Source organism: Superficieibacter sp., from assembly GCF_032071645.1.
GTDB lineage: Bacteria > Pseudomonadota > Gammaproteobacteria > Enterobacterales > Enterobacteriaceae > Superficieibacter.
Window position 1 is genome coordinate 1 of the sequence record NZ_DAMAPU010000024.1, and the last position, 17,938, is coordinate 17,938.

Consider the following 17,938-nt stretch of genomic DNA (forward strand, 5'->3'; position numbering starts at 1 on the left):
GTCAGGCTGCGCGATCCACCAAACTCCAGCCGGGGCACGTCCTGCCCCCTCTCCCTTGAGGGAGAGGGCCGGGGAGAGGGGGGAATTGCGGGTACTTAACACATCCAGGTCCGATTACCCGAGCCTTTGAAAAAGATGAATTTGGCTGAAAGCCTGATTCCTTCGCTTTATTTCCAGGCATAAATATGACTTTTTATTCATAAAATGCTTAAGTGACCGGCATTCGTCAGGACAGCGCGTCTTTACTGATCCCCAGCCGTTTCATGCGTGACAGTAGCGTGGTGCGTTTTAGCCCCAGCCGCTGTGCCGCGCCTTTTGGCCCGGCGACCACGCCGTTAGTCTCTTTCAGCACCCGCATAATCAGCTGATACTCATCTTCGCCGTCCTGCGCCGTTTCCGTTGCCGGTTCCGGCTGCACGGGCGCGGCGGCGCTCATTTCCGGTAATGAAAGCTGCAACACGTTGCCCCGCGTCAGCAGCACCGCGCGTTCGATAACGTTTTCCAGTTCGCGCACGTTGCCGGGCCATGACATCTGGCTAAGCAGGCGCAACGTTTCCGCCGGAATGCTGTCGATATTGCGCCCCATCCGGCGGGCGGTTTTAAAGGTCAGCGCTTTCACCAGCAGCGGAATATCTTCCGGGCGCTCGCGCAGTGGCGGCAGGTGGATCGGGAAAACGTTGAGACGATAATAGAGATCGTTACGAAATTCGCGATCGGCCACCATTTGCTGAAGATCGCGATTGGTTGCGGCGATCAGCCGGACATCGGTACGAATCAGCTTATTGCTGCCGAGGCGCTCAAACTCCTGCTCCTGCAATACCCGCAGCAGCTTTGGCTGTAGCTCCAGCGGCATATCGCCCACTTCATCAAGAAACAGCGAGCTTTTATCCGCCAGTTCAAAACGCCCGATGCGCTGGGCGCTGGCCCCGGTAAACGCGCCGCGCTCGTGTCCGAACAGATCGCTTTCCAGCAGTCCGGCGGGCATGGCGGCGCAGTTCATTTTGACCATCCGCCGCGCGTTGCGCCCGCTGAGGTTGTGGATCGCGCGGGCGATCAGCTCTTTGCCGGTGCCGGTTTCGCCGAGGATCAGCACCGTGCTGTCGCTCTGCGCGACCATCTCGACCTGGCGCAGGACGTTATGCATGGCTTCGCTACGCCCGATAATCTCGCCGAAATCGCTGTCGACGTTATTCAACTGCTCGGTCAGCGCCAGGTTTTCATCCACCAGCCGCTCTTTCAGGCGGTGGATCTCCTGATAGGCCAGCGCGTTGTCCACCGCAATCGCCACCCGCTCGGCGATTTGCCGCAGCAGCCGGAGATTAGTGGTGGTAAACGCTTTTTCATCGCACTGCGCCAGCTTCAGCACTCCCAGCATCGAATCGCCGGACATCAACGGCAGCAGGCACAGGGTCTGGATTTGGTTATCCCACATCTCAAACAGCAGCCGCTCGTAGGGGGCCAGCCGATCCTTCTCCTGCAAATTAAGCAGCAGCATTTCTTTGCTTTTGAATACCCGCTCGGAAAGCGTCCCGGCTTCGTCCACTTCGCTCTGATCGTGGATCGGCTCGTTGGCATCCAGATAGTGCGTGGAGTGGATATTCAGCTTGCCCTTGCGGCTACTGCGCAGCACCACGCTGATGGCATCAATGCGGAAGTAATAGTGGATCTCTTTCGCCACCTCGCTGACCAGCTCGTCCATATCCAGCCGGGAGAGCACCGCGTTGGTGATCGCCACCAGAATCCGGTAGTTATCGCGCTCCCGGCACAGCAGGTCGTAATCAACGTTATTGCTGACCCGGTTCTGGATTTGTTCCGCCACCACGCCGACAATTTGCGCCAGCGCGTACAGCCGCGCGTACTCTTTATCGGTCCACGGGCGATTGTCATTGCGGATAAATTCGCAGCCGCCGAAGATGCGCCCTTCTGCGGCGAGCGGCAGCAGGCAATAGTGACCAAAAGACGGGTACAGGCTACTGGCAAGCTGCGGCCAGGCCTCACTGAATTCGTCCCAGCCGCAGTGCATCGCTTCCGGGCGTGACAGCAGACGTCGCACCGGACCATGAGCCAGCACGGTTTCGTCTTCATATTCTTTGATCTCGCCTGCGGCGTGCGCGGCGTAATATCTGGCCCGGTGATTGCCATCGCGCAGCAAAATTATTGCCGCGCGGTCCGCCAGCGCAGACTGCCTGACGAGTTGCGAAAGCGTTTCGCTCAGCGCGGCAAGATCCGGCTGCTGTAAAAGAGTCCGGGTGATATCGAACAGCCCCTGCTGACCGAGATCGCCCATCGGTGTATACGACATTGCTCTTGTCCACAAAGCGCCTTCAGGCGGCGCGTAGAATAGTGAATATTGTTATAAGTACATTCTTAACCGGAATTAACAAATTCGCGGCAGCGGTTCGGCATGGGGTAAATCCAGCGTCCGTTTCACGCCGTACAGCCCGGTAAGACGGACCCCTTTACGTTCAACGACTTCCCCTATGATAGCAGCATCGCGTCCCAGGGGGTGTGATTGAAGTTGTGCGAGTACGGTCTGCGCCGCTTCCCGACTGACGGCAATCACCAGTTTGCCTTCGTTGGCAAAATTCAGCGCGTCCAGCCCCAGCAGTTCGCAGACGCCGCGTACCGCGTCTTTTACCGGCAGATGCTGTTCCTGAAGTTCAATGCCCGCACCGCAGGCGGCGGCGAATTCATGCGCTACCGCATTCACCCCGCCGCGCGTGGCGTCGCGCAGCGCTTTAATGCCCGGCGTGTGGCGCAGGGGCTGGATCAGCGGCGTCAGAACCGCGCAGTCGCTGCTAAGCGCGCCGTCCAGCCCAAGCTGTTCACGCAGGTTGAGGATCGTTGCGCCATGATCGCCGAGCGTCCCGCTGACCAGCAGCACGTCGCCTGCGGTGAGCGTCTGCGCGCCCCAGCGGATATCCGCCGGAATGGCACCCAGGCCCGCCGTATTGATAAACAGCTTATCCGCCGCGCCGCGCGGCACCACTTTGGTATCGCCGGTAACGATGGCGATATCCGCTGCCTTTGCCGTTTGCGCCATGCTCGCCACCACCGCTTCCAGAGTCGCCATCTCCAGCCCTTCTTCCAGAATAAAACCGCAGGAAAGAAAGCGGGGGATCGCGCCGCTGACCGCCACATCGTTGGCGGTGCCGCAGACGGCCAGCTTGCCAATATTGCCGCCGGGGAAAAAAAGCGGGTCAATCACGTAGCTGTCGGTGGAGAAGGCCAGCCGGTCGCCGTGGGCGGTGAACCGGGCGAGATCCAGCCGCGCCTGATCTTCCTGCTCCGCCAGCCACGGGTTGGCGAACGCCTGCATAAACAGGTCGCTAATCAACTGCTGCATCGCCTGGCCTCCGCTGCCGTGGGCGATCTGAATACTTTTCATGCTTCACATTCCTGACTACGGTATTGATACCAGGCGGCACAGGCTCCCTCGGAGGAAACCATCAGCGCGCCGAAAGCGCTCTGCGGATTGCAGGTGTTGCCGAACAGCGGGCAGTGGTGCGGCTTACAGCGTCCGGTTAACACGTCCCCGCAGCGCGCGCGCGGATCGTCGCAGGTTTGCTGCCGGGCCGGGCGAAAATGCGCTTCGGCATCGAAACGCTGATACGGCGCGGTGAGCTGCACGCCGGAATCGGCAATCAGCCCCAGCCCGCGCCATTCGCTTTCGCCTTTCACCGCAAAGACATCGGCGATTGCCGCCTGCGCGCGTAAATTTCCGCTATCCGGCACCACCCGACGGTACTGGTTTTCGACCTGGCTACGGGTCGCTATTTTCTGCTCAACCAGCATGTTCACGCCTTGCAATAGATCAAGCGGTTCGAATCCCGCCACCACCAGCGGGCGCTGATAGCGATCGGCAATAAAGCCGTAGGCGTCCACGCCAATCACCATGCTGACGTGACCGGGAGCAAGAAACGCATCAATACCGTTATCCGGCTGCTCAAGCAAACTGCGCAGGGTGGGGATCAGCGTAATATGCTGACAAAAAAAGAAAAAGTTTTCGACGTTTTGCGCCAGCGCCTGTTGAAGGGTGATGGCGGTGGCGGGCATGGTGGTTTCAAACCCCAGTCCGAAAAACACCACTTTGCGCGTCGGATTCGCCTGCGCCAGCTTCAGCGCGTCCATCGGCGAGTAAACGATGCGCACGTCCGCGCCGCGCGCTTTCGCCTGCATCAGCGAGCCGTTTTTTCCCGGCACCCGCAGCGCATCGCCAAAGGTGCAAAAAATCACCTCCGGGTGGCTGGCGATTTCCAGGCAGGCATCAATACGGCCCATCGGCAGCACGCATACCGGGCAGCCGGGGCCGTGAATAAATTCAATGTTGTCAGGAAGAAGCTGGTCGAGGCCAAATTTAAAAATGGCGTGGGTGTGGCCGCCGCAAACTTCCATAATCCGCAGCGGGCGTGCGGCGGTATGATCCAAATGCACCGCCCGCGCTTTCAGGTGGGCAATCAATTGCATCACCTGTTCCGGGGCGCGGTATTCGTCAACGAAGCGCATTATTGTTCCTCGCCATACAGTAGCGCCCCGACGTCCGGCTCGACTTCAAACATGTTTTGCAGCGCGTCGAGGGTATCGCGCGCTTCCGCCTCGTTGATGATGCTCATCGCAAAACCGACGTGGACCAGCACCCACTGACCGAGGCGCGGCTCGCCGTGTTCATCGACGCTGCCGACCAGCGTCAGATCGACGTCACGCTGGATGCCACAGACGTCAACCTTCGCCAGATTGCCGTCAATGGTGCGGATTTGACCCGGTACGCCTATGCACATCGTTGCGCCTCCAGCCAGGCGAGCCAGCGATCCATGCCTTCGCCGCTGGTGGCGGACACCAGCAAAATGTCAATATCCGGGTTCACTTCGCGGGCGGCGGCAAGGCATTTTTCCACGTCGAAATTCAGGTACGGCAGCAGATCCACTTTGTTAAGCAACATCAGCGAGGCGGCGGCAAACATATGCGGATATTTCAGCGGCTTGTCCTCGCCTTCGGTGACGGAAAGCACCGCCACCTTCGCGCGCTCGCCGAGATCGAAACTCGCCGGGCACACCAGGTTGCCGACGTTCTCGATAAACAAAATGCCGCCATCCGCCAGCGGCAGGCGCGGGGCGGCATCGGCGATCATCTGCGCGTCCAGATGGCACCCCTTCCCGGTATTGACCTGAATCGCCGGTGTGCCGGTGGCGCGGATGCGTGCGGCGTCGTTAACCGTCTGCTGATCGCCTTCAATGACCGCGCAGGGCACGCGCGCTTTCAGCCGCAGCAGCGTTTCGGTCAGCAGCGTGGTTTTACCGGAACCAGGGCTGGAAACCAGGTTCAGCACCAGATGCTGGCGGGCGGCAAAGCGCGCGCGGTTGCGGGCGGCAAGCTGGTTGTTTTTATCCAGCACGTTGATTTCGACTTCCAGCATCCGTTTCTGACTGATGCCGGGCGCATGGGTGCCCGCTTCGCCATGACCGTAGTGCAGGTCGCCGCTGTCAGACTGTTGCGGTTGAAAGTCCGGGGCTTTCACGCCGGTGATGGTTAACGCCGGGCGGGAGGCGGGGGCAAACGGCGCGCTGCGAAACGCGGAGTGGGGGTTATGCTCATCGCCTTCTATATACAGGTTGCCTTGCGCGCAGCCGCATGTGGTACACATAATTTACTCCTGATCGATTTCAAGACGCTGGATCTGTAAGCCGTCGTCGGCCACGATGCGCAGCGCGTCGCTCTGACACTGTGGGCAGCGGCGGACGTGCTGTGACACCAGCCGCACATACTGCTGGCAGGTTTCGCACCAGCACTCAGCCTGCTGTTCTTCGACATGCAGTTCACAGCCTTCCGCCAGCGTGCCACGGCAGACCAAATCAAAACAAAAGGTCAGCGCGGCAGGCTCCACGCAGGAAAATGCGCCGACTTTCAGCCATACCCCGGTGACGCGTTTTGCGCCGTGTGCCGCAGCCTGCTGTTCAATGATTTCCAGCGCCCGCTGGCAGAGGGTGATTTCGTGCATAACGCCTCCCGGTATTAGATGCCCCGTTAATGCAATATCAGTGCCAGTTAATAAAAGAAGAAAGCGGAAATCTGTCGGTGACGATGTCGAGATGACGATATGACATGTCAATAATTCGTGCTTTTTTATATAAATTATTTATAAATCATGCACTTAAAAATTGGCATGGAACGTGCTTAAACAGGCTGGTCTCTTTCAACCGGGTAACCTGACATGACTATTTGGGAAATTAGCGAGAAGGCGGATTACATCGCGAATCGACACCGTCGCCAGCAGGATCAGTGGCGCATCTACTGCAACTCTTTGGTTCAGGGGCTCACCCTGTCTAAAGCCCGTCTGCATCACGCCATGAGCTGCGCGCCGGAAAAAGATCTCTGTTTTGTGCTGTTTGAGCACTTCACAATTTACGTCACTCTGGCGCCAGGCTTTAACAGTCACACCATCGAGTATTACGTTGAGACAAGGGATGGTCAGGATAAGCAACTGATTGCACAGGCATTGTTAACCAGCGACGGTAAAGTCGATGGCCGCGTTGACAGCCAGGATCGTGAGCAGGTGCTGGAACATTATCTGGAAAAAATCGCCTCCGTGTATGACAGCCTGTATGCGGCGCTGGAAAACGATCTTCCTGTTGATTTAAGCCAACTGGTGAACAAACAGGGACAGGCCACGCTGGCCTGAAGTTACGCGTGTCGACAAGTGTCGAAGATGACAGTTGTCGGCATGATTTCGTCAAAAATGACTATCACCTGAGGAATGCCTGGTGAATCGTTTTGTAATTGCTGACTCCACCGTCTGCATTGGCTGCCGCACCTGTGAGGCCGCCTGCGCAGAGACGCACCGGCAGCACGGTTTGCAAGCTATGCCGCGCCTGCGCGTAATGCGTAATGAAAAAGAATCTGCCCCGCAGCTTTGCCACCACTGTGAGGATGCGCCCTGTGCCGGTGTTTGTCCGGTCAATGCCATCACCCGCGTTGACGGCGCGATCCAGCTCAATGAGAGCCTGTGCGTAAGCTGCAAACTGTGCGGCATTGCCTGCCCGTTCGGGGCCATCGAATTTTCCGGCAGTCGCCCGCTGCACGTTCCGGCGAATGTGAATACCCCCAAAGCGCCGCCTGCGCCTCCCGCGCCTGCCCGCGTCAGTACGCTGCTGGACTGGGTGCCCGGCGTGCGCGCTATCGGCGTGAAATGCGACCTTTGCCATTTTGATGAGCAGGGTCCGGCCTGCGTGCGTACCTGTCCGACCAACGCGCTGATGCTGGTGGATAACCGGGATATCAAACTCGCCAGCAAGCGCAAGCGCGCGCTGACGATCAACACCGACTTCGGCGATTTGTCGCTGTTTCAGTCGCAAAGCGGGGAGGCGAAATGAACGCGGCTTCTTTAATTGACCAGGCGGTGCTGTGGTATGCGGCAAGCGCGGTGCTGGGGTTAGTGTTTTACCGCTCGACGTGGCTGAGCGGGGCGATTGCCGGTATCGGCGGCGCGGTCGCCAGCGCGATGACGGCGGTGGCGGGCTTTATGGCTCTGCTGAATCCGTCATTAACGAGCTGGCCTGCATTTAATGGCGACATGCCCTTTCTCCATTTTTCTCTGTTTTTTCGTCTCTCAGCCATAAGCGCGACCTGGCTTATCGCCATCGGCTTATCCGCCTTTCTGGTCAGCGTGTTTACCATTGACTGGCAGCGTCATGCGCAGGCGAAAGCAAACGGCTTTCTGATCAACCTGCTGCTGGCGGCGGCCGTTTGCGCGGTCGTGGCGGCGCATCTGGACACCCTGGTGATCATGGCGGAAATCATGGCGCTGTGCGCCGCGTTTCTTACCGGATGCGCGCAGTCGGGCCGGTTGTGGTTTGCGCTGGGCCGCCTGGGAACGCTGCTGCTGGCGATCGCCTGCTGGCTGGTCTGGCAGCGCTACGGCACGCTGGACATCAGTGCGTTAAGTGGCTTTTTCATCAATACCGGTTCTGCCGGTGGGCCAGCCGCTTTTGAGGCGGATATCTGGTTATTGTGGCTGGCGGGATTTGGTCTGCTGGCGGGGATTATTCCTCTGCACGGCTGGGTGCCGCAGGCGCATGCCAATGCCAGTGCGCCTGCCGCCGCGCTGTTTTCTACGGTGGTGATGAAAGTCGGCGTGCTGGGGATGCTGGTGATGCCCATGGCCTGCGCGCAGGTGCCGCTGTGGTGGGGCGTTTTAGTGCTGGTGCTGGGGATGATCACCGCCTTTGTCGGCGGTCTGTATGCGCTGATGGAACATAATATTCAGCGTCTGCTGGCGTACCATACCCTGGAAAATATCGGCATTATCCTGCTGGGACTGGGGGCCGGGCTGGTCGGTGCCGCGCTGCATAATCAGTCTCTGATGGTGCTCGGCATGGTCGGCGGGCTCTACCACATGATCAACCACAGCCTGTTTAAAACCACCCTGTTCCTCGGCGCTGGCGCGGTCTGGTTCCGTACCGGGCATCGCGATATCGAAAAACTCGGCGGTATCGGTAAGAAAATGCCGCTGATTTCGCTGGCGATGCTGGTCGGCCTGATGGCGATGGCGGCGCTGCCGCCGCTCAACGGCTTTGCGGGCGAGTGGGTGATTTATCAATCGTTCTTCAAACTCAGCGTCAGCGGCTCGTTTATCGGCTGCCTGCTGGGGCCGTTGCTGGCGGTCGGGCTGGCGATCACCGGGGCGCTGGCGGTGATGTGTATGGCGAAAGTCTACGGCGTCACCTTCCTTGGCGCGCCGCGCACGGCGGAGGCGGAGAATGCGACCGCTGCGCCGTGGCTGATGACCGCGAGCGTCGTCGTTGCGGCGCTGTGCTGTATTGCGGGCGGCGTGGCCTCACCGTGGCTGCTGGAAATGGTCGCGGGCGCTTTCCGGGTGACGGGAACGCTAACGGCGTCGTCGCAGGTATACGCACCAACCATCACTCTGCTGCTGATCGCCTGCCCGCTGGCACCGTTCATCATGATGCTGATATTCAAAGGCGATCGCCTGGCGCACCGCTCTCGCGGTCCGGCGTGGGTGTGCGGCTACGATCACGAAAAATCGATGGTGATCACCGCTCACGGTTTCGCGATGCCGGTGAAAACCGCGTTTGCTCCGGTTTTAAAACTGCGCACGCTGTTCAATCCCGCGCGCTTTATTCCCGGCTGGCAGTGCGCGGGCACCGCCGTCTTGTTCCGCCGTATTGCGCTGGTTGAACTGGCGGTGCTGGTGGTCGTTGTCGTGATGCGAGGAGCCTGAAAATGAGCCATTTTCTATCGTTAATCCAGGCGCTGGTGCTGTTTGCCGCCGCGCCGCTGCTGGCTGGCGTGACCCGCGTGGCGCGCGCCCGGCTGCATAACCGTCGTGGGCCTGGCGTGCTTCAGGAGTACCGCGACATCCTCAAACTGCTGGGCCGTCAGAGCGTCGCGCCTGACGCCTCTGGCTGGGTGTTTCGCGCCACGCCGTTTGTGATGGCGGGCGTGATGCTGACCATCGCCGCCGCGCTGCCGGTGGTGACGGTCTATTCGCCGCTGGCGCAGGTGGGCGACCTGATCACCCTGATCTACCTGTTTGCCGTCGCCCGTTTCTTCTTTGCTGTTTCAGGTCTGGATACCGGTAGCCCGTTTACCGCCATCGGCGCGAGCCGCGAGGCGATCCTCGGCGTGCTGGTCGAACCGATGCTGCTGCTCGGCCTGTGGGTCGCGGCACAGGTGGCGGGTTCCACCCATATCAGCATGATTGTCAGCACCATTTATGACTGGCCGGTTCCGTACAGCCTGCCGCTGCTGCTGGCGCTTTGTGCCTGCGCCTTCGCCACCTATATCGAAATGGGCAAGCTGCCGTTCGACCTGGCGGAAGCGGAGCAGGAGTTGCAGGAAGGTCCGCTGTCGGAATACAGCGGAAGCGGCTTCGGGGTGATGAAGTGGGCGATCAGCCTGAAACAGTTAGTGGTACTGCAAATGTTTGTCGGCGTCTTTATCCCGTGGGGACAGATGGTGACGTTCAGCGCGGGCGGCCTGCTGCTGGCAATTGTCGTCGCCGTAGTCAAGCTGGTGGTGGGCGTTTTGATTATCGCCCTGTTTGAAAACAGCATGGCGCGTCTGCGTCTGGATCTTACCGGGCGCATTACCTGGGCCGGTTTTGGCTTCGCGTTTTTAGCCTTCGTCTCCCTGCTGGCGACGTTTTAAGAGAGTTTGAGCATGTCTGAAGAAAAAATCGGTCAACACTATCTCGCGGCGCTGCACCAGGCCTTTCCTGGCGTGGTGCTGGACGAAGCCTGGCAGACCAAAGATCAAATCACCATCACCGTGAAGGTTAACTACCTGCCGGAAGTGGTCGAGTTCCTTTATTACAAACAGGGCGGCTGGCTGTCGGTGCTGTTTGGTAACGACGAACGCCCGCTGTGCGGCCATTACGCCGTGTACTATGTCCTCTCCATGGAGCAGGGGACGAAGTGCTGGATAACCGTGCGCGTGGAAGTGGATGCGAACAAACTGGAGTTCCCGTCCGTCACCCCGCGCGTGCCTGCCGCCGTCTGGGGCGAGCGCGAAGTGCGCGATATGTACGGCCTGATCCCGGTCGGCCTGCCGGACGAGCGCCGCCTGGTGCTGCCGGACGACTGGCCGGACGACCTCTATCCGCTGCGTAAAGACAGCATGGACTACCGCCAGCGCCCCGCGCCGACCACCGACGCCGAAACCTATCAGTTCATCAACGAGCTGGGCGACAAGAAAAATAACGTGGTGCCGATTGGCCCGCTGCACGTCACGTCAGATGAACCGGGCCACTTCCGCCTGTTCGTTGACGGCGAGAATATCATCGACGCCGACTACCGCCTGTTCTATGTCCACCGCGGCATGGAGAAGCTGGCGGAAACCCGCATGGGCTACAACGAAGTGACCTTCCTGTCGGACCGCGTCTGTGGCATCTGCGGTTTTGCCCACAGCACCGCGTACACCACGTCGGTTGAAAACGCGATGGGCATCCAGGTGCCGGAACGCGCGCAGATGATCCGCGCCATTCTGCTGGAAGTGGAACGCCTGCACTCGCACCTGCTGAACCTCGGCCTCGCCTGCCACTTCACCGGCTTTGACTCCGGCTTTATGCAGTTCTTCCGCGTGCGCGAAACCTCGATGAAAATGGCGGAGATCCTCACCGGCGCGCGTAAAACCTACGGCCTGAACCTGATCGGCGGGATCCGTCGCGACCTGCTGAAAGAGGACATGATCCAGACCCGCCAGCTCGCGCAGCAGATGCGCCGCGATGTGCAGGAGCTGGTTGACGTGCTGCTTTCTACGCCGAATATGGAAGCGCGCACCGTCGGCGTGGGTCGCCTCGACCCGGAAATCGCCCGCGACTTTAGTAACGTCGGCCCGATGGTCCGCGCCAGCGGTCACGCCCGCGACACCCGCGCCGATCACCCGTTTGTGGGCTACGGTCTGCTGCCGATGGAAGTCCACAGCGAAACCGGCTGCGACGTGATCTCGCGTCTGAAAGTGCGTATCAACGAAGTGTATACCGCGCTGAACATGATTGATTTCGGTCTGGACAATCTGCCGGGCGGCCCGCTGATGGTGGAAGGCTTCACCTACATTCCTGGCCGTTTTGCGCTGGGCTTTGCCGAAGCGCCGCGCGGGGATGATATCCACTGGAGCATGACTGGCGACAACCAGAAACTGTACCGCTGGCGCTGCCGCGCGGCGACCTACGCCAACTGGCCGACCCTGCGCTACATGCTGCGCGGCAACACCGTCTCCGATGCGCCGCTGATTATCGGTAGCCTCGATCCTTGCTACTCCTGTACTGACCGTATGACCGTGGTCGATGTGCGTAAGAAGAAAAGCAAAGTCGTGCCGTACAAAGAACTTGAGCGCTACAGCATCGAGCGTAAAAACTCGCCGCTGAAATAATTGAGCCATTGCGTGGGGGTTTCTCTCACCCCGACCCTCTCCCTTCCTGGGTCAGGGTGAGGGTCAGAAAACCGCACGCAAGCTGGGAGCAACTATGTTTACCTTTATTAAAAAAGTTATCAAAACCGGCACGGCGACTTCGTCGTATCCGCTGCAACCCATTGCCGTGGACCCGAACTTTCGCGGTAAGCCGGAGCATAATCCGCAGCAGTGCATTGGCTGCGCGGCCTGCGTGAATGCCTGCCCGTCGAACGCGCTGACGGTGGAAACCGACTTAGCCACCAATGAGCTGGCGTGGCAGTTCAATCTCGGACGCTGCATTTTCTGCGCGCGCTGTGAAGAGGTCTGCCCGACGGCGGCGATCGCGCTGTCGCAGGAATACGAGCTGGCGGTGTGGAAGAAAGAAGACTTCCTTCAGCAGTCGCGCTTTGCGCTGTGCCACTGCCGCGTCTGCTATCGTCCTTTTGCGGTGCAAAAAGAGATCGACTACGCCATCGCCCTGCTGAAGCACAACGGCGATCTCCTCGCAGAACAGCACCGTGAAAGTTTTGAGACCTGCCCGGACTGCAAACGCCAGCAATGCCTGGTGCCGTCCGATCGTATTGAACTGACCCGCCATATGAAAGAGGCCAGCTAATGAGCAATCTGTTAGGGCCGCGCGACGCGAACGGTATTCCGGTGCCGATGACGGTGGATGAATCCATCGCCAGCATGAAAGCCTCGCTGCTGAAAAACATCAAGCGTTCTGCTTACGTCTACCGCGTGGACTGCGGCGGCTGCAACGGCTGTGAAATCGAAATCTTCGCCACCCTGTCACCGCTGTTTGACGCCGAACGGTTTGGCATCAAAGTGGTGCCGTCGCCGCGCCATGCCGACATCCTGCTGTTCACTGGCGCCGTCACCCGCGCCATGCGCTCACCCGCGCTGCGCGCCTGGCAGTCCGCGCCGGACCCGAAAATCTGTATCTCTTACGGTGCCTGTGGCAATAGCGGCGGCATCTTCCACGACCTGTACTGCGTCTGGGGCGGCACTGACAAAATCGTGCCGGTGGACGTTTACATCCCCGGCTGCCCGCCGACGCCTGCCGCCACGCTGTACGGTTTTGCGATGGCGCTGGGCCTGCTGGAGCAGAAAATCCACGCCCGCGCGCCGGGTGAGCTGGACAGCCAGCCCGCAGAGCTTCTTCACCCTGAGATGGTGCAGCCGCTGCGGGTGAAGGTGGATCGCGCCGCGCGTCGGCTGGCGGGCTATCGCTACGGTCGGCAAATTGCCGACGACTATCTGCGGCTGGTCGGGCAGGGCGATCATCAGGTCAGCCGCTGGCTGGAGGCGGAAAACGATCCGCGCCTGACCGAAATCGTGATGAACCTCAACCAGGTGGTTGAAGAGGCGCGGATCCGATGAGCGAAACGGTGGTGTTCAGCCAGCTGAGCCGTAAATTTATTGATGAGAACGACGCGACGCCCGCCGGGGCGCAGCAAATCGTTTACTACAGTCTGGCGATTGGGCACCACCTCGGCGTCATCGACTGTCTGGAAGCGGCGCTCACCTGCCCGTGGGAGGCGTATCTGGCGTGGATTGCCACTCTGGATGCGGGCAGCGAGGCCCGGCGCAAAATGGAGGGCGTGCCGAAATACGGTGAAATTGTCATCGATTTTAACCACGTACAAATGCTGGCGAATGCGTTTGACCGCGCGCTCGCCGTGCAGACGCCGCAACAGCAGGAATGGAGCCGACTGATGTTAAGTATGCTTCATGATATCCACCAGGAAAGCGCCATCTATCTGATGGTGAGGAGACACCGTGACTGACGTTTTACTCTGTGTCGGCAACAGCATGATGGGTGACGACGGCGCGGGGCCGCTGCTGGCGGAAAAATGCGCCGCCGCACCGCAGGGCGACTGGATCGTCATTGACGGCGGCAGCACGCCGGAAAACGACGTGGTCGCCATCCGCGAACTGCGCCCGGCCCGGCTGTTGATTGTCGACGCCACCGATATGGGGCTGAACCCCGGCGAGATCCGCCTCGTTGACCCCGACGACATCGCCGAGATGTTTATGATGACCACCCACAATATGCCGCTCAATTACCTGGTCGATCAGCTTAAAGAAGATGTCGGCGAAGTGATTTTCCTCGGCATCCAGCCGGATATTGTCGGTTTTTACTATCCGATGACCCAACCGATTAAAGACGCGGTGGACACCGTCTACCAGCGTCTGGCAGGCTGGGAAGGGGACGGGGGATTTGCGGCGCTGTAGGGTGCCACGGTGTCGCCATGGGTGATGGATGAAATTCTGGGCATGGTAGTGGATCTGATCGATCCCCAATAACTGAGTCCGGTCCAGGGTAATCGGGCCTGGTTGTGTTAAGTCGCCGCAATTCCCCCTCACCCCAGCCCTCTCCCTCAAGGGAGAGGGGGCAGGACGTGCCCCGGGTGGAGTTTGGTGGATCGCGTAGCCTTAGGCTGACGACAAACCTAATAACAACGCCGTTCAGTTCCCTCTCCCTTGAGGGAGAGGGTTAGGGAGAGGGGGAGAGTATGAGCCACGGCATCCCCTCACCCCTCCCTTTCCCGGTGGGAGAGGGGGAAAACCAGCACCAGACGTCACCCCGCACTCGGTCAGTTCCCTCTCCCTTGAGGGAGAGGGGGAGAGTAGGAGCCACGGTATCCCCTCACCCCTCCCTCTCCCGGCGGGAGAGGGGGAAAACCAGTACCGGACGTCACCCCGCACTCGGTAGTTCCCTCTCCCTTGAGGGAGAGGGTTAGGGAGAGGGGGAGAGTATGAGCCACGGCATCCCCTCACCCCTCCCTTTCCCGGTGGGAGAGGGGGAAAACCAGCACCAGACGTCACCCCGCACTCGGTCAGTTCCCTCTCCCTTGAGGGAGAGGGTCAGGGAGAGGTAGAAAACCAGTACCGGACGTCACCCCGCGCTCGGTCAGTTCCCTCTCCCTTGAGGGAGAGGGTTAGGGAGAGGGGGGAAAGTATGAGCCACGGCATCTCCTCACCCCGGCCCTCACCCCGGCGGGCGGTTTATTTCACGTTAACCACCAGCGTTTTAATTTCAAATGGCGTAAATGAGAGAACGACGTTGCCCGCGTTTATCGCCACCGGCTCGCCGTTTTCCTCCATCAGATTGCACAGCCGACCGTGGGTTATGTGTGGGTCCAGGGTGATAACGGCGTTGGCGTGGCAACCGTCAAACTCATAGAGGCGGATTGCCAGCCCTTCACTGTCTTCGGTCTTCTTAATGGTTTCCACGCAAACGTGCGGCGAGTCGCAGTGAATAAAGCTGCTGGCGACGACCGGGCTGTCGCTCTGCGTACCGCCAGTGCTGACCTCCAGCCGGACCGGGTTGTTGAACAGCCAGGCTTCACGATTCACCTGACCCTCCACCTCATCGCCGCCGTGTGGGAACAGCGCGTAGCTGAAGGTGTGCTGCCCGCGATCGGCATCAACGCCCGGCGAATTCTGCGAGCGCAGCAGGTTGAGATCGAGAATGCCGTTTTTCGCATAGTGACCGTATTTGCAGTCGTTAAGTAAAGCCACGCCGTAATCACGCTGGGAGTAATCAATCCATTTATGCGCGCAAATTTCGAATTTCGCCGCATCATAAACGTGACTGGTCAGCGTGCTGCGCCGGATCTTACCAAACTGAATATCGCAGTTAACGTCATCGCTGAGGATCGCCAGATCAAACGCGGTGCGCAGCATTTTTAAATTCTCATGCCAGTCCACGGTGGTTTCAAAGGTGATCCGCTTACTGCCGGGCTTCAGGCTAATTTTCTGCCGCAGCGTGGAACTGCCATAGCGATAATGCTGCTCGACAATCGCCTGCGGTCCTTCCTGACGCGACGTTACGTCGGTCAGGGTAAAGAATTCCGGCGTCCTGTCCCGCCACGTAATATCAATATCCCAGCAGTTGCCGCAGATATCGTCATACACCGCTAACTGGTTGCCCAGGGTGCCATTGCGCAGGATCGCCTTGCCGTTTTGCTTATCGATAATCTCGCTGATATGCCCCTGCTCATTAAAAGACACGCGGATAACGTCGTTTTCAAGAGCACTATTCCGGGCGATCATCGCCGGGATTGCCGATACTGGCTGATCGTCCACTGCCGTATAGCCGAAGGCCGGGAGAGTGACATGGCGGTAGCCATCCGCCAGCGCGATCCATTCTTCACGGGCAAACCCGGTCATATTATGGGCAACGGTTTTACCAGGGGGCACGGCACGATAATCAGCAAACAGCGCGAGATAATGCCGGGTCAGTTGTTCGACCTGGGCCAGCAGGATTTCGTAGCGGGCGACCGATTCGTCGTACACGCGTTTGATGGAGGAACCGGGCAAAATATCATGGAACTGATACAGCAATACTTCCTGCCAGATTTCGCGCAGTTGATCCGTTGGGTAAGGCGTCTGGGTATAGAAATACATGCGGCTGGCGGCGAATTCCAGTTCCCGTAACGCATTCTCCATTTTGCGATTGTAGAATTTATTTTTCGCCTGGGTAGTCAGCGTGCCCTGATGTTTTTCTAAATACAGCTCGCCTTTATAATGCGGATAATATTGCTGGTCTTCAGCAATATGGTGGAAAAAGTCGATGGCTTTTCCCTGTTTCACCGGCGAAATACCGTTCAAATCTTTAATCCGCTGCAGCCGTTCCAGGTGTTCCGGTCCGGGGCCGCCGCCGCCGTCACCAATGCCAAACAGCATCAGGGCGCTGTCGCACACCCCCGCTTCCTGATAGTTCTTTTCGATAAATTTAATGCCGCGCGGTGCCGCAGGGCTATTGTAGTTTTCTTCCGGCAGCATATGCGTTAATACGCCCGTACCATCAATGCCGTGCCAGATAAACGTATGATGCGGGAATTTATTATGCTCATTCCACGAGAGTTTTTGCGTCATAAAATAATCAATGCCGCTTTTCTTCATAATTTGCGGCAGGTTGGCGTTATAACCAAAAACATCGGGAAGCCACAGCATATGAGTGGTTTTCCCAAACTCCTGCTGCCAGAACTGACGGCCATAAATAAATTGCCGGACCAGCGATTCCCCCGATGGCACGTTCATATCCGGCTCTACCCACATATCGCCCTGAATTTCGAAGCGGCCTGCGTTGACCTGCGCTTTAACCCGCTCAAATAACTGCGGGTGATCTTCTTTGATCCACTGAAAAAGCTGCGGCTGGCTGGCACCAAAATGGTAGTCAGGATAACGCGCCAGCAGATCCAGCGCGGTGGCGAAGGTGCGCGCGCCTTTGCGCTTCGTTTCGCGCAGCGGCCACAGCCAGGCCAGATCGATATGCGCGTGACCAATCCCGGTGACGCTAATCGTCGGATCGCCGCCTTTCTTATTCAGCTCCGTCGCCAGGCACTGGCGGGCGGCGGCAATCGCCGTGCCGGAATACCCGGACGCCAGATCCAGCGCCCGCTCCAGACACACCACCAGCCGCCGGTAGCGGGGCGTCTCTGCGTCCAGGCTTTTTAACAGGTCGAAAAGCACCCACGCGTCATAATAGAGCGCGCGCAGTTCATCATGACAAATAGCGATTTCTGCCAGGTCCAGCGTACCGCTGCCCAGATTGCCGAACAGATCGTTGCAGGCCAGATCCAGCCACAGATCGACTTTGCCCTCCGGGCAGTTTTGCGGGGTCAGTTGCCAGACCGTTTTACCCGGCAGCCCCAGACTGGTTTCAAAGGTTGAATCGACGTTGGTCAGGCCGCGCACCGGATTTCCCTCGCGGTCGTAAATCAGCGATTCGCCGCCGCAGTCAAAATGCAGCACCACATGCTGATTGCGGACGGATTCAGGGATGGTGCCGCAGACGTTAACCCACGCGCAGTCCCACAGCTTGCCCCAGTTTTCGCCTTTTTTGAATTCAACGGGCGTCCCCTGTTGACGCTGCGCAAAGGGGACCGGCTCACGCGTGACGCTGCCAAAAACAGTAACGTCAGCAACCGGAGAATAAATGGCGTCTTTTAATTTCTTAATCAGAAAGTCAATATCGTTCAGTGATTTTTGATAAAACTTTAGCATGACAAATTCCTTT

16 protein-coding genes are annotated in these 17,938 nt (G+C 59.0%); 9 read left to right on the plus strand and 7 right to left on the minus strand.

The features are described from left to right. Positions 1-226: 226 nt before the first annotated feature. The 6 genes from flhA to hypA all read right to left on the minus strand — a co-directional run bounded on the left by flhA (position 227) and on the right by hypA (position 5,995). The gene (flhA, locus tag RT197_RS21455; RefSeq protein WP_312953248.1) at positions 227-2,302 is read right to left on the minus strand and encodes a formate hydrogenlyase transcriptional activator FlhA; all 2,076 of its coding nucleotides are present in this window, start codon (positions 2,300-2,302) and stop codon (positions 227-229) included. A gap of 75 nt (positions 2,303-2,377) precedes the next feature. Further along, the gene (hypE, locus tag RT197_RS21460) at positions 2,378-3,388 is read right to left on the minus strand and encodes a hydrogenase expression/formation protein HypE (protein WP_312953249.1); all 1,011 of its coding nucleotides are present in this window, start codon (positions 3,386-3,388) and stop codon (positions 2,378-2,380) included. Continuing rightward, positions 3,385-4,506, minus strand: coding sequence for a hydrogenase formation protein HypD (hypD, locus tag RT197_RS21465; protein ID WP_312953250.1), 1,122 nt, complete (start codon positions 4,504-4,506; stop codon positions 3,385-3,387). The genes hypE and hypD overlap by 4 nt, the downstream gene beginning before the upstream one ends. Beyond that, positions 4,506-4,778, minus strand: a complete 273-nt coding sequence (locus tag RT197_RS21470) for a HypC/HybG/HupF family hydrogenase formation chaperone (protein WP_312953251.1) — start codon at positions 4,776-4,778, stop codon at positions 4,506-4,508. Before RT197_RS21470 ends, hypD begins: the two co-directional genes overlap by 1 nt. After that, positions 4,769-5,641 carry a hydrogenase nickel incorporation protein HypB gene (gene hypB, locus RT197_RS21475; protein WP_312953252.1) on the minus strand — a complete coding sequence of 291 codons (873 nt, stop codon included), beginning with the start codon at positions 5,639-5,641 and terminating at the stop codon, positions 4,769-4,771. The genes RT197_RS21470 and hypB overlap by 10 nt, the downstream gene beginning before the upstream one ends. A gap of 3 nt (positions 5,642-5,644) precedes the next feature. Then, on the minus strand, positions 5,645-5,995 hold the full coding sequence (hypA, locus tag RT197_RS21480) for a hydrogenase maturation nickel metallochaperone HypA (RefSeq protein ID WP_312953253.1): 351 nt from the start codon (positions 5,993-5,995) through the stop codon (positions 5,645-5,647). Between the two features lie 213 nt (positions 5,996-6,208). Here hypA and hycA point away from each other — a divergent pair, with 213 nt between their 5' ends. The 9 genes from hycA (at position 6,209) to hycI (ending at position 14,145) form a co-directional block, all read left to right on the plus strand. Then, complete coding sequence (gene hycA / locus RT197_RS21485) at positions 6,209-6,676, plus strand: formate hydrogenlyase regulator HycA (protein ID WP_312953254.1); 468 nt, start codon at positions 6,209-6,211, stop codon at positions 6,674-6,676. An 82-nt stretch (positions 6,677-6,758) separates the two neighbouring features. Next, positions 6,759-7,367, plus strand: coding sequence for a 4Fe-4S dicluster domain-containing protein (locus tag RT197_RS21490; RefSeq protein WP_312953255.1), 609 nt, complete (start codon positions 6,759-6,761; stop codon positions 7,365-7,367). Continuing rightward, positions 7,364-9,235, plus strand: coding sequence for a formate hydrogenlyase subunit 3 (gene hycC, locus RT197_RS21495; RefSeq protein WP_312953256.1), 1,872 nt, complete (start codon positions 7,364-7,366; stop codon positions 9,233-9,235). Before RT197_RS21490 ends, hycC begins: the two co-directional genes overlap by 4 nt. A 2-nt stretch (positions 9,236-9,237) precedes the next feature. Further along, positions 9,238-10,164 (plus strand): respiratory chain complex I subunit 1 family protein, encoded by a 927-nt coding sequence (locus RT197_RS21500; protein WP_312953257.1) that lies wholly within the window; start codon positions 9,238-9,240, stop codon positions 10,162-10,164. A gap of 12 nt (positions 10,165-10,176) precedes the next feature. Next, complete coding sequence (gene hycE / locus RT197_RS21505; RefSeq protein ID WP_312953258.1) at positions 10,177-11,886, plus strand: formate hydrogenlyase subunit HycE; 1,710 nt, start codon at positions 10,177-10,179, stop codon at positions 11,884-11,886. 94 nt (positions 11,887-11,980) lie between these two features. After that, a complete protein-coding gene (locus RT197_RS21510; RefSeq protein ID WP_312953259.1) occupies positions 11,981-12,523 on the plus strand; it encodes a formate hydrogenlyase complex iron-sulfur subunit in 543 nt (180 codons plus the stop codon). Then, positions 12,523-13,290, plus strand: a complete 768-nt coding sequence (locus tag RT197_RS21515; RefSeq protein ID WP_312953260.1) for an NADH-quinone oxidoreductase subunit B family protein — start codon at positions 12,523-12,525, stop codon at positions 13,288-13,290. The genes RT197_RS21510 and RT197_RS21515 overlap by 1 nt, the downstream gene beginning before the upstream one ends. Continuing rightward, positions 13,287-13,697 (plus strand): formate hydrogenlyase maturation HycH family protein, encoded by a 411-nt coding sequence (locus tag RT197_RS21520; protein WP_312953261.1) that lies wholly within the window; start codon positions 13,287-13,289, stop codon positions 13,695-13,697. The genes RT197_RS21515 and RT197_RS21520 overlap by 4 nt, the downstream gene beginning before the upstream one ends. Continuing rightward, a complete protein-coding gene (gene hycI, locus RT197_RS21525) occupies positions 13,690-14,145 on the plus strand; it encodes a hydrogenase maturation peptidase HycI (RefSeq protein ID WP_312953262.1) in 456 nt (151 codons plus the stop codon). Before RT197_RS21520 ends, hycI begins: the two co-directional genes overlap by 8 nt. A 774-nt stretch (positions 14,146-14,919) precedes the next feature. On the opposite strand, the gene RT197_RS21530 is transcribed toward hycI, so the two are convergent. After that, positions 14,920-17,925, minus strand: coding sequence for a glycoside hydrolase family 38 C-terminal domain-containing protein (locus tag RT197_RS21530; protein ID WP_312953263.1), 3,006 nt, complete (start codon positions 17,923-17,925; stop codon positions 14,920-14,922). Positions 17,926-17,938: the final 13 nt, after the last annotated feature.

What these genes read in the sequence shown, in the direction of transcription:
- hypE (WP_312953249.1), bottom strand. Translation starts at nt 3,388, where the DNA reads ATGAAAAGTATTCAGATCGCCCACGGCAGCGGAGGCCAGGCGATGCAG.
- RT197_RS21530 (WP_312953263.1), bottom strand. Translation starts at nt 17,925, where the DNA reads ATGCTAAAGTTTTATCAAAAATCACTGAACGATATTGACTTTCTGATT.
- RT197_RS21515 (WP_312953260.1), top strand. Translation starts at nt 12,523, where the DNA reads ATGAGCAATCTGTTAGGGCCGCGCGACGCGAACGGTATTCCGGTGCCG.
- hycE (WP_312953258.1), top strand. Translation starts at nt 10,177, where the DNA reads ATGTCTGAAGAAAAAATCGGTCAACACTATCTCGCGGCGCTGCACCAG.
- hycC (WP_312953256.1), top strand. Translation starts at nt 7,364, where the DNA reads ATGAACGCGGCTTCTTTAATTGACCAGGCGGTGCTGTGGTATGCGGCA.
- RT197_RS21510 (WP_312953259.1), top strand. Translation starts at nt 11,981, where the DNA reads ATGTTTACCTTTATTAAAAAAGTTATCAAAACCGGCACGGCGACTTCG.
- RT197_RS21520 (WP_312953261.1), top strand. Translation starts at nt 13,287, where the DNA reads ATGAGCGAAACGGTGGTGTTCAGCCAGCTGAGCCGTAAATTTATTGAT.
- hypD (WP_312953250.1), bottom strand. Translation starts at nt 4,506, where the DNA reads ATGCGCTTCGTTGACGAATACCGCGCCCCGGAACAGGTGATGCAATTG.
- RT197_RS21500 (WP_312953257.1), top strand. Translation starts at nt 9,238, where the DNA reads ATGAGCCATTTTCTATCGTTAATCCAGGCGCTGGTGCTGTTTGCCGCC.
- hycA (WP_312953254.1), top strand. Translation starts at nt 6,209, where the DNA reads ATGACTATTTGGGAAATTAGCGAGAAGGCGGATTACATCGCGAATCGA.
- RT197_RS21470 (WP_312953251.1), bottom strand. Translation starts at nt 4,778, where the DNA reads ATGTGCATAGGCGTACCGGGTCAAATCCGCACCATTGACGGCAATCTG.
- hypB (WP_312953252.1), bottom strand. Translation starts at nt 5,641, where the DNA reads ATGTGTACCACATGCGGCTGCGCGCAAGGCAACCTGTATATAGAAGGC.
- hypA (WP_312953253.1), bottom strand. Translation starts at nt 5,995, where the DNA reads ATGCACGAAATCACCCTCTGCCAGCGGGCGCTGGAAATCATTGAACAG.
- flhA (WP_312953248.1), bottom strand. Translation starts at nt 2,302, where the DNA reads ATGTCGTATACACCGATGGGCGATCTCGGTCAGCAGGGGCTGTTCGAT.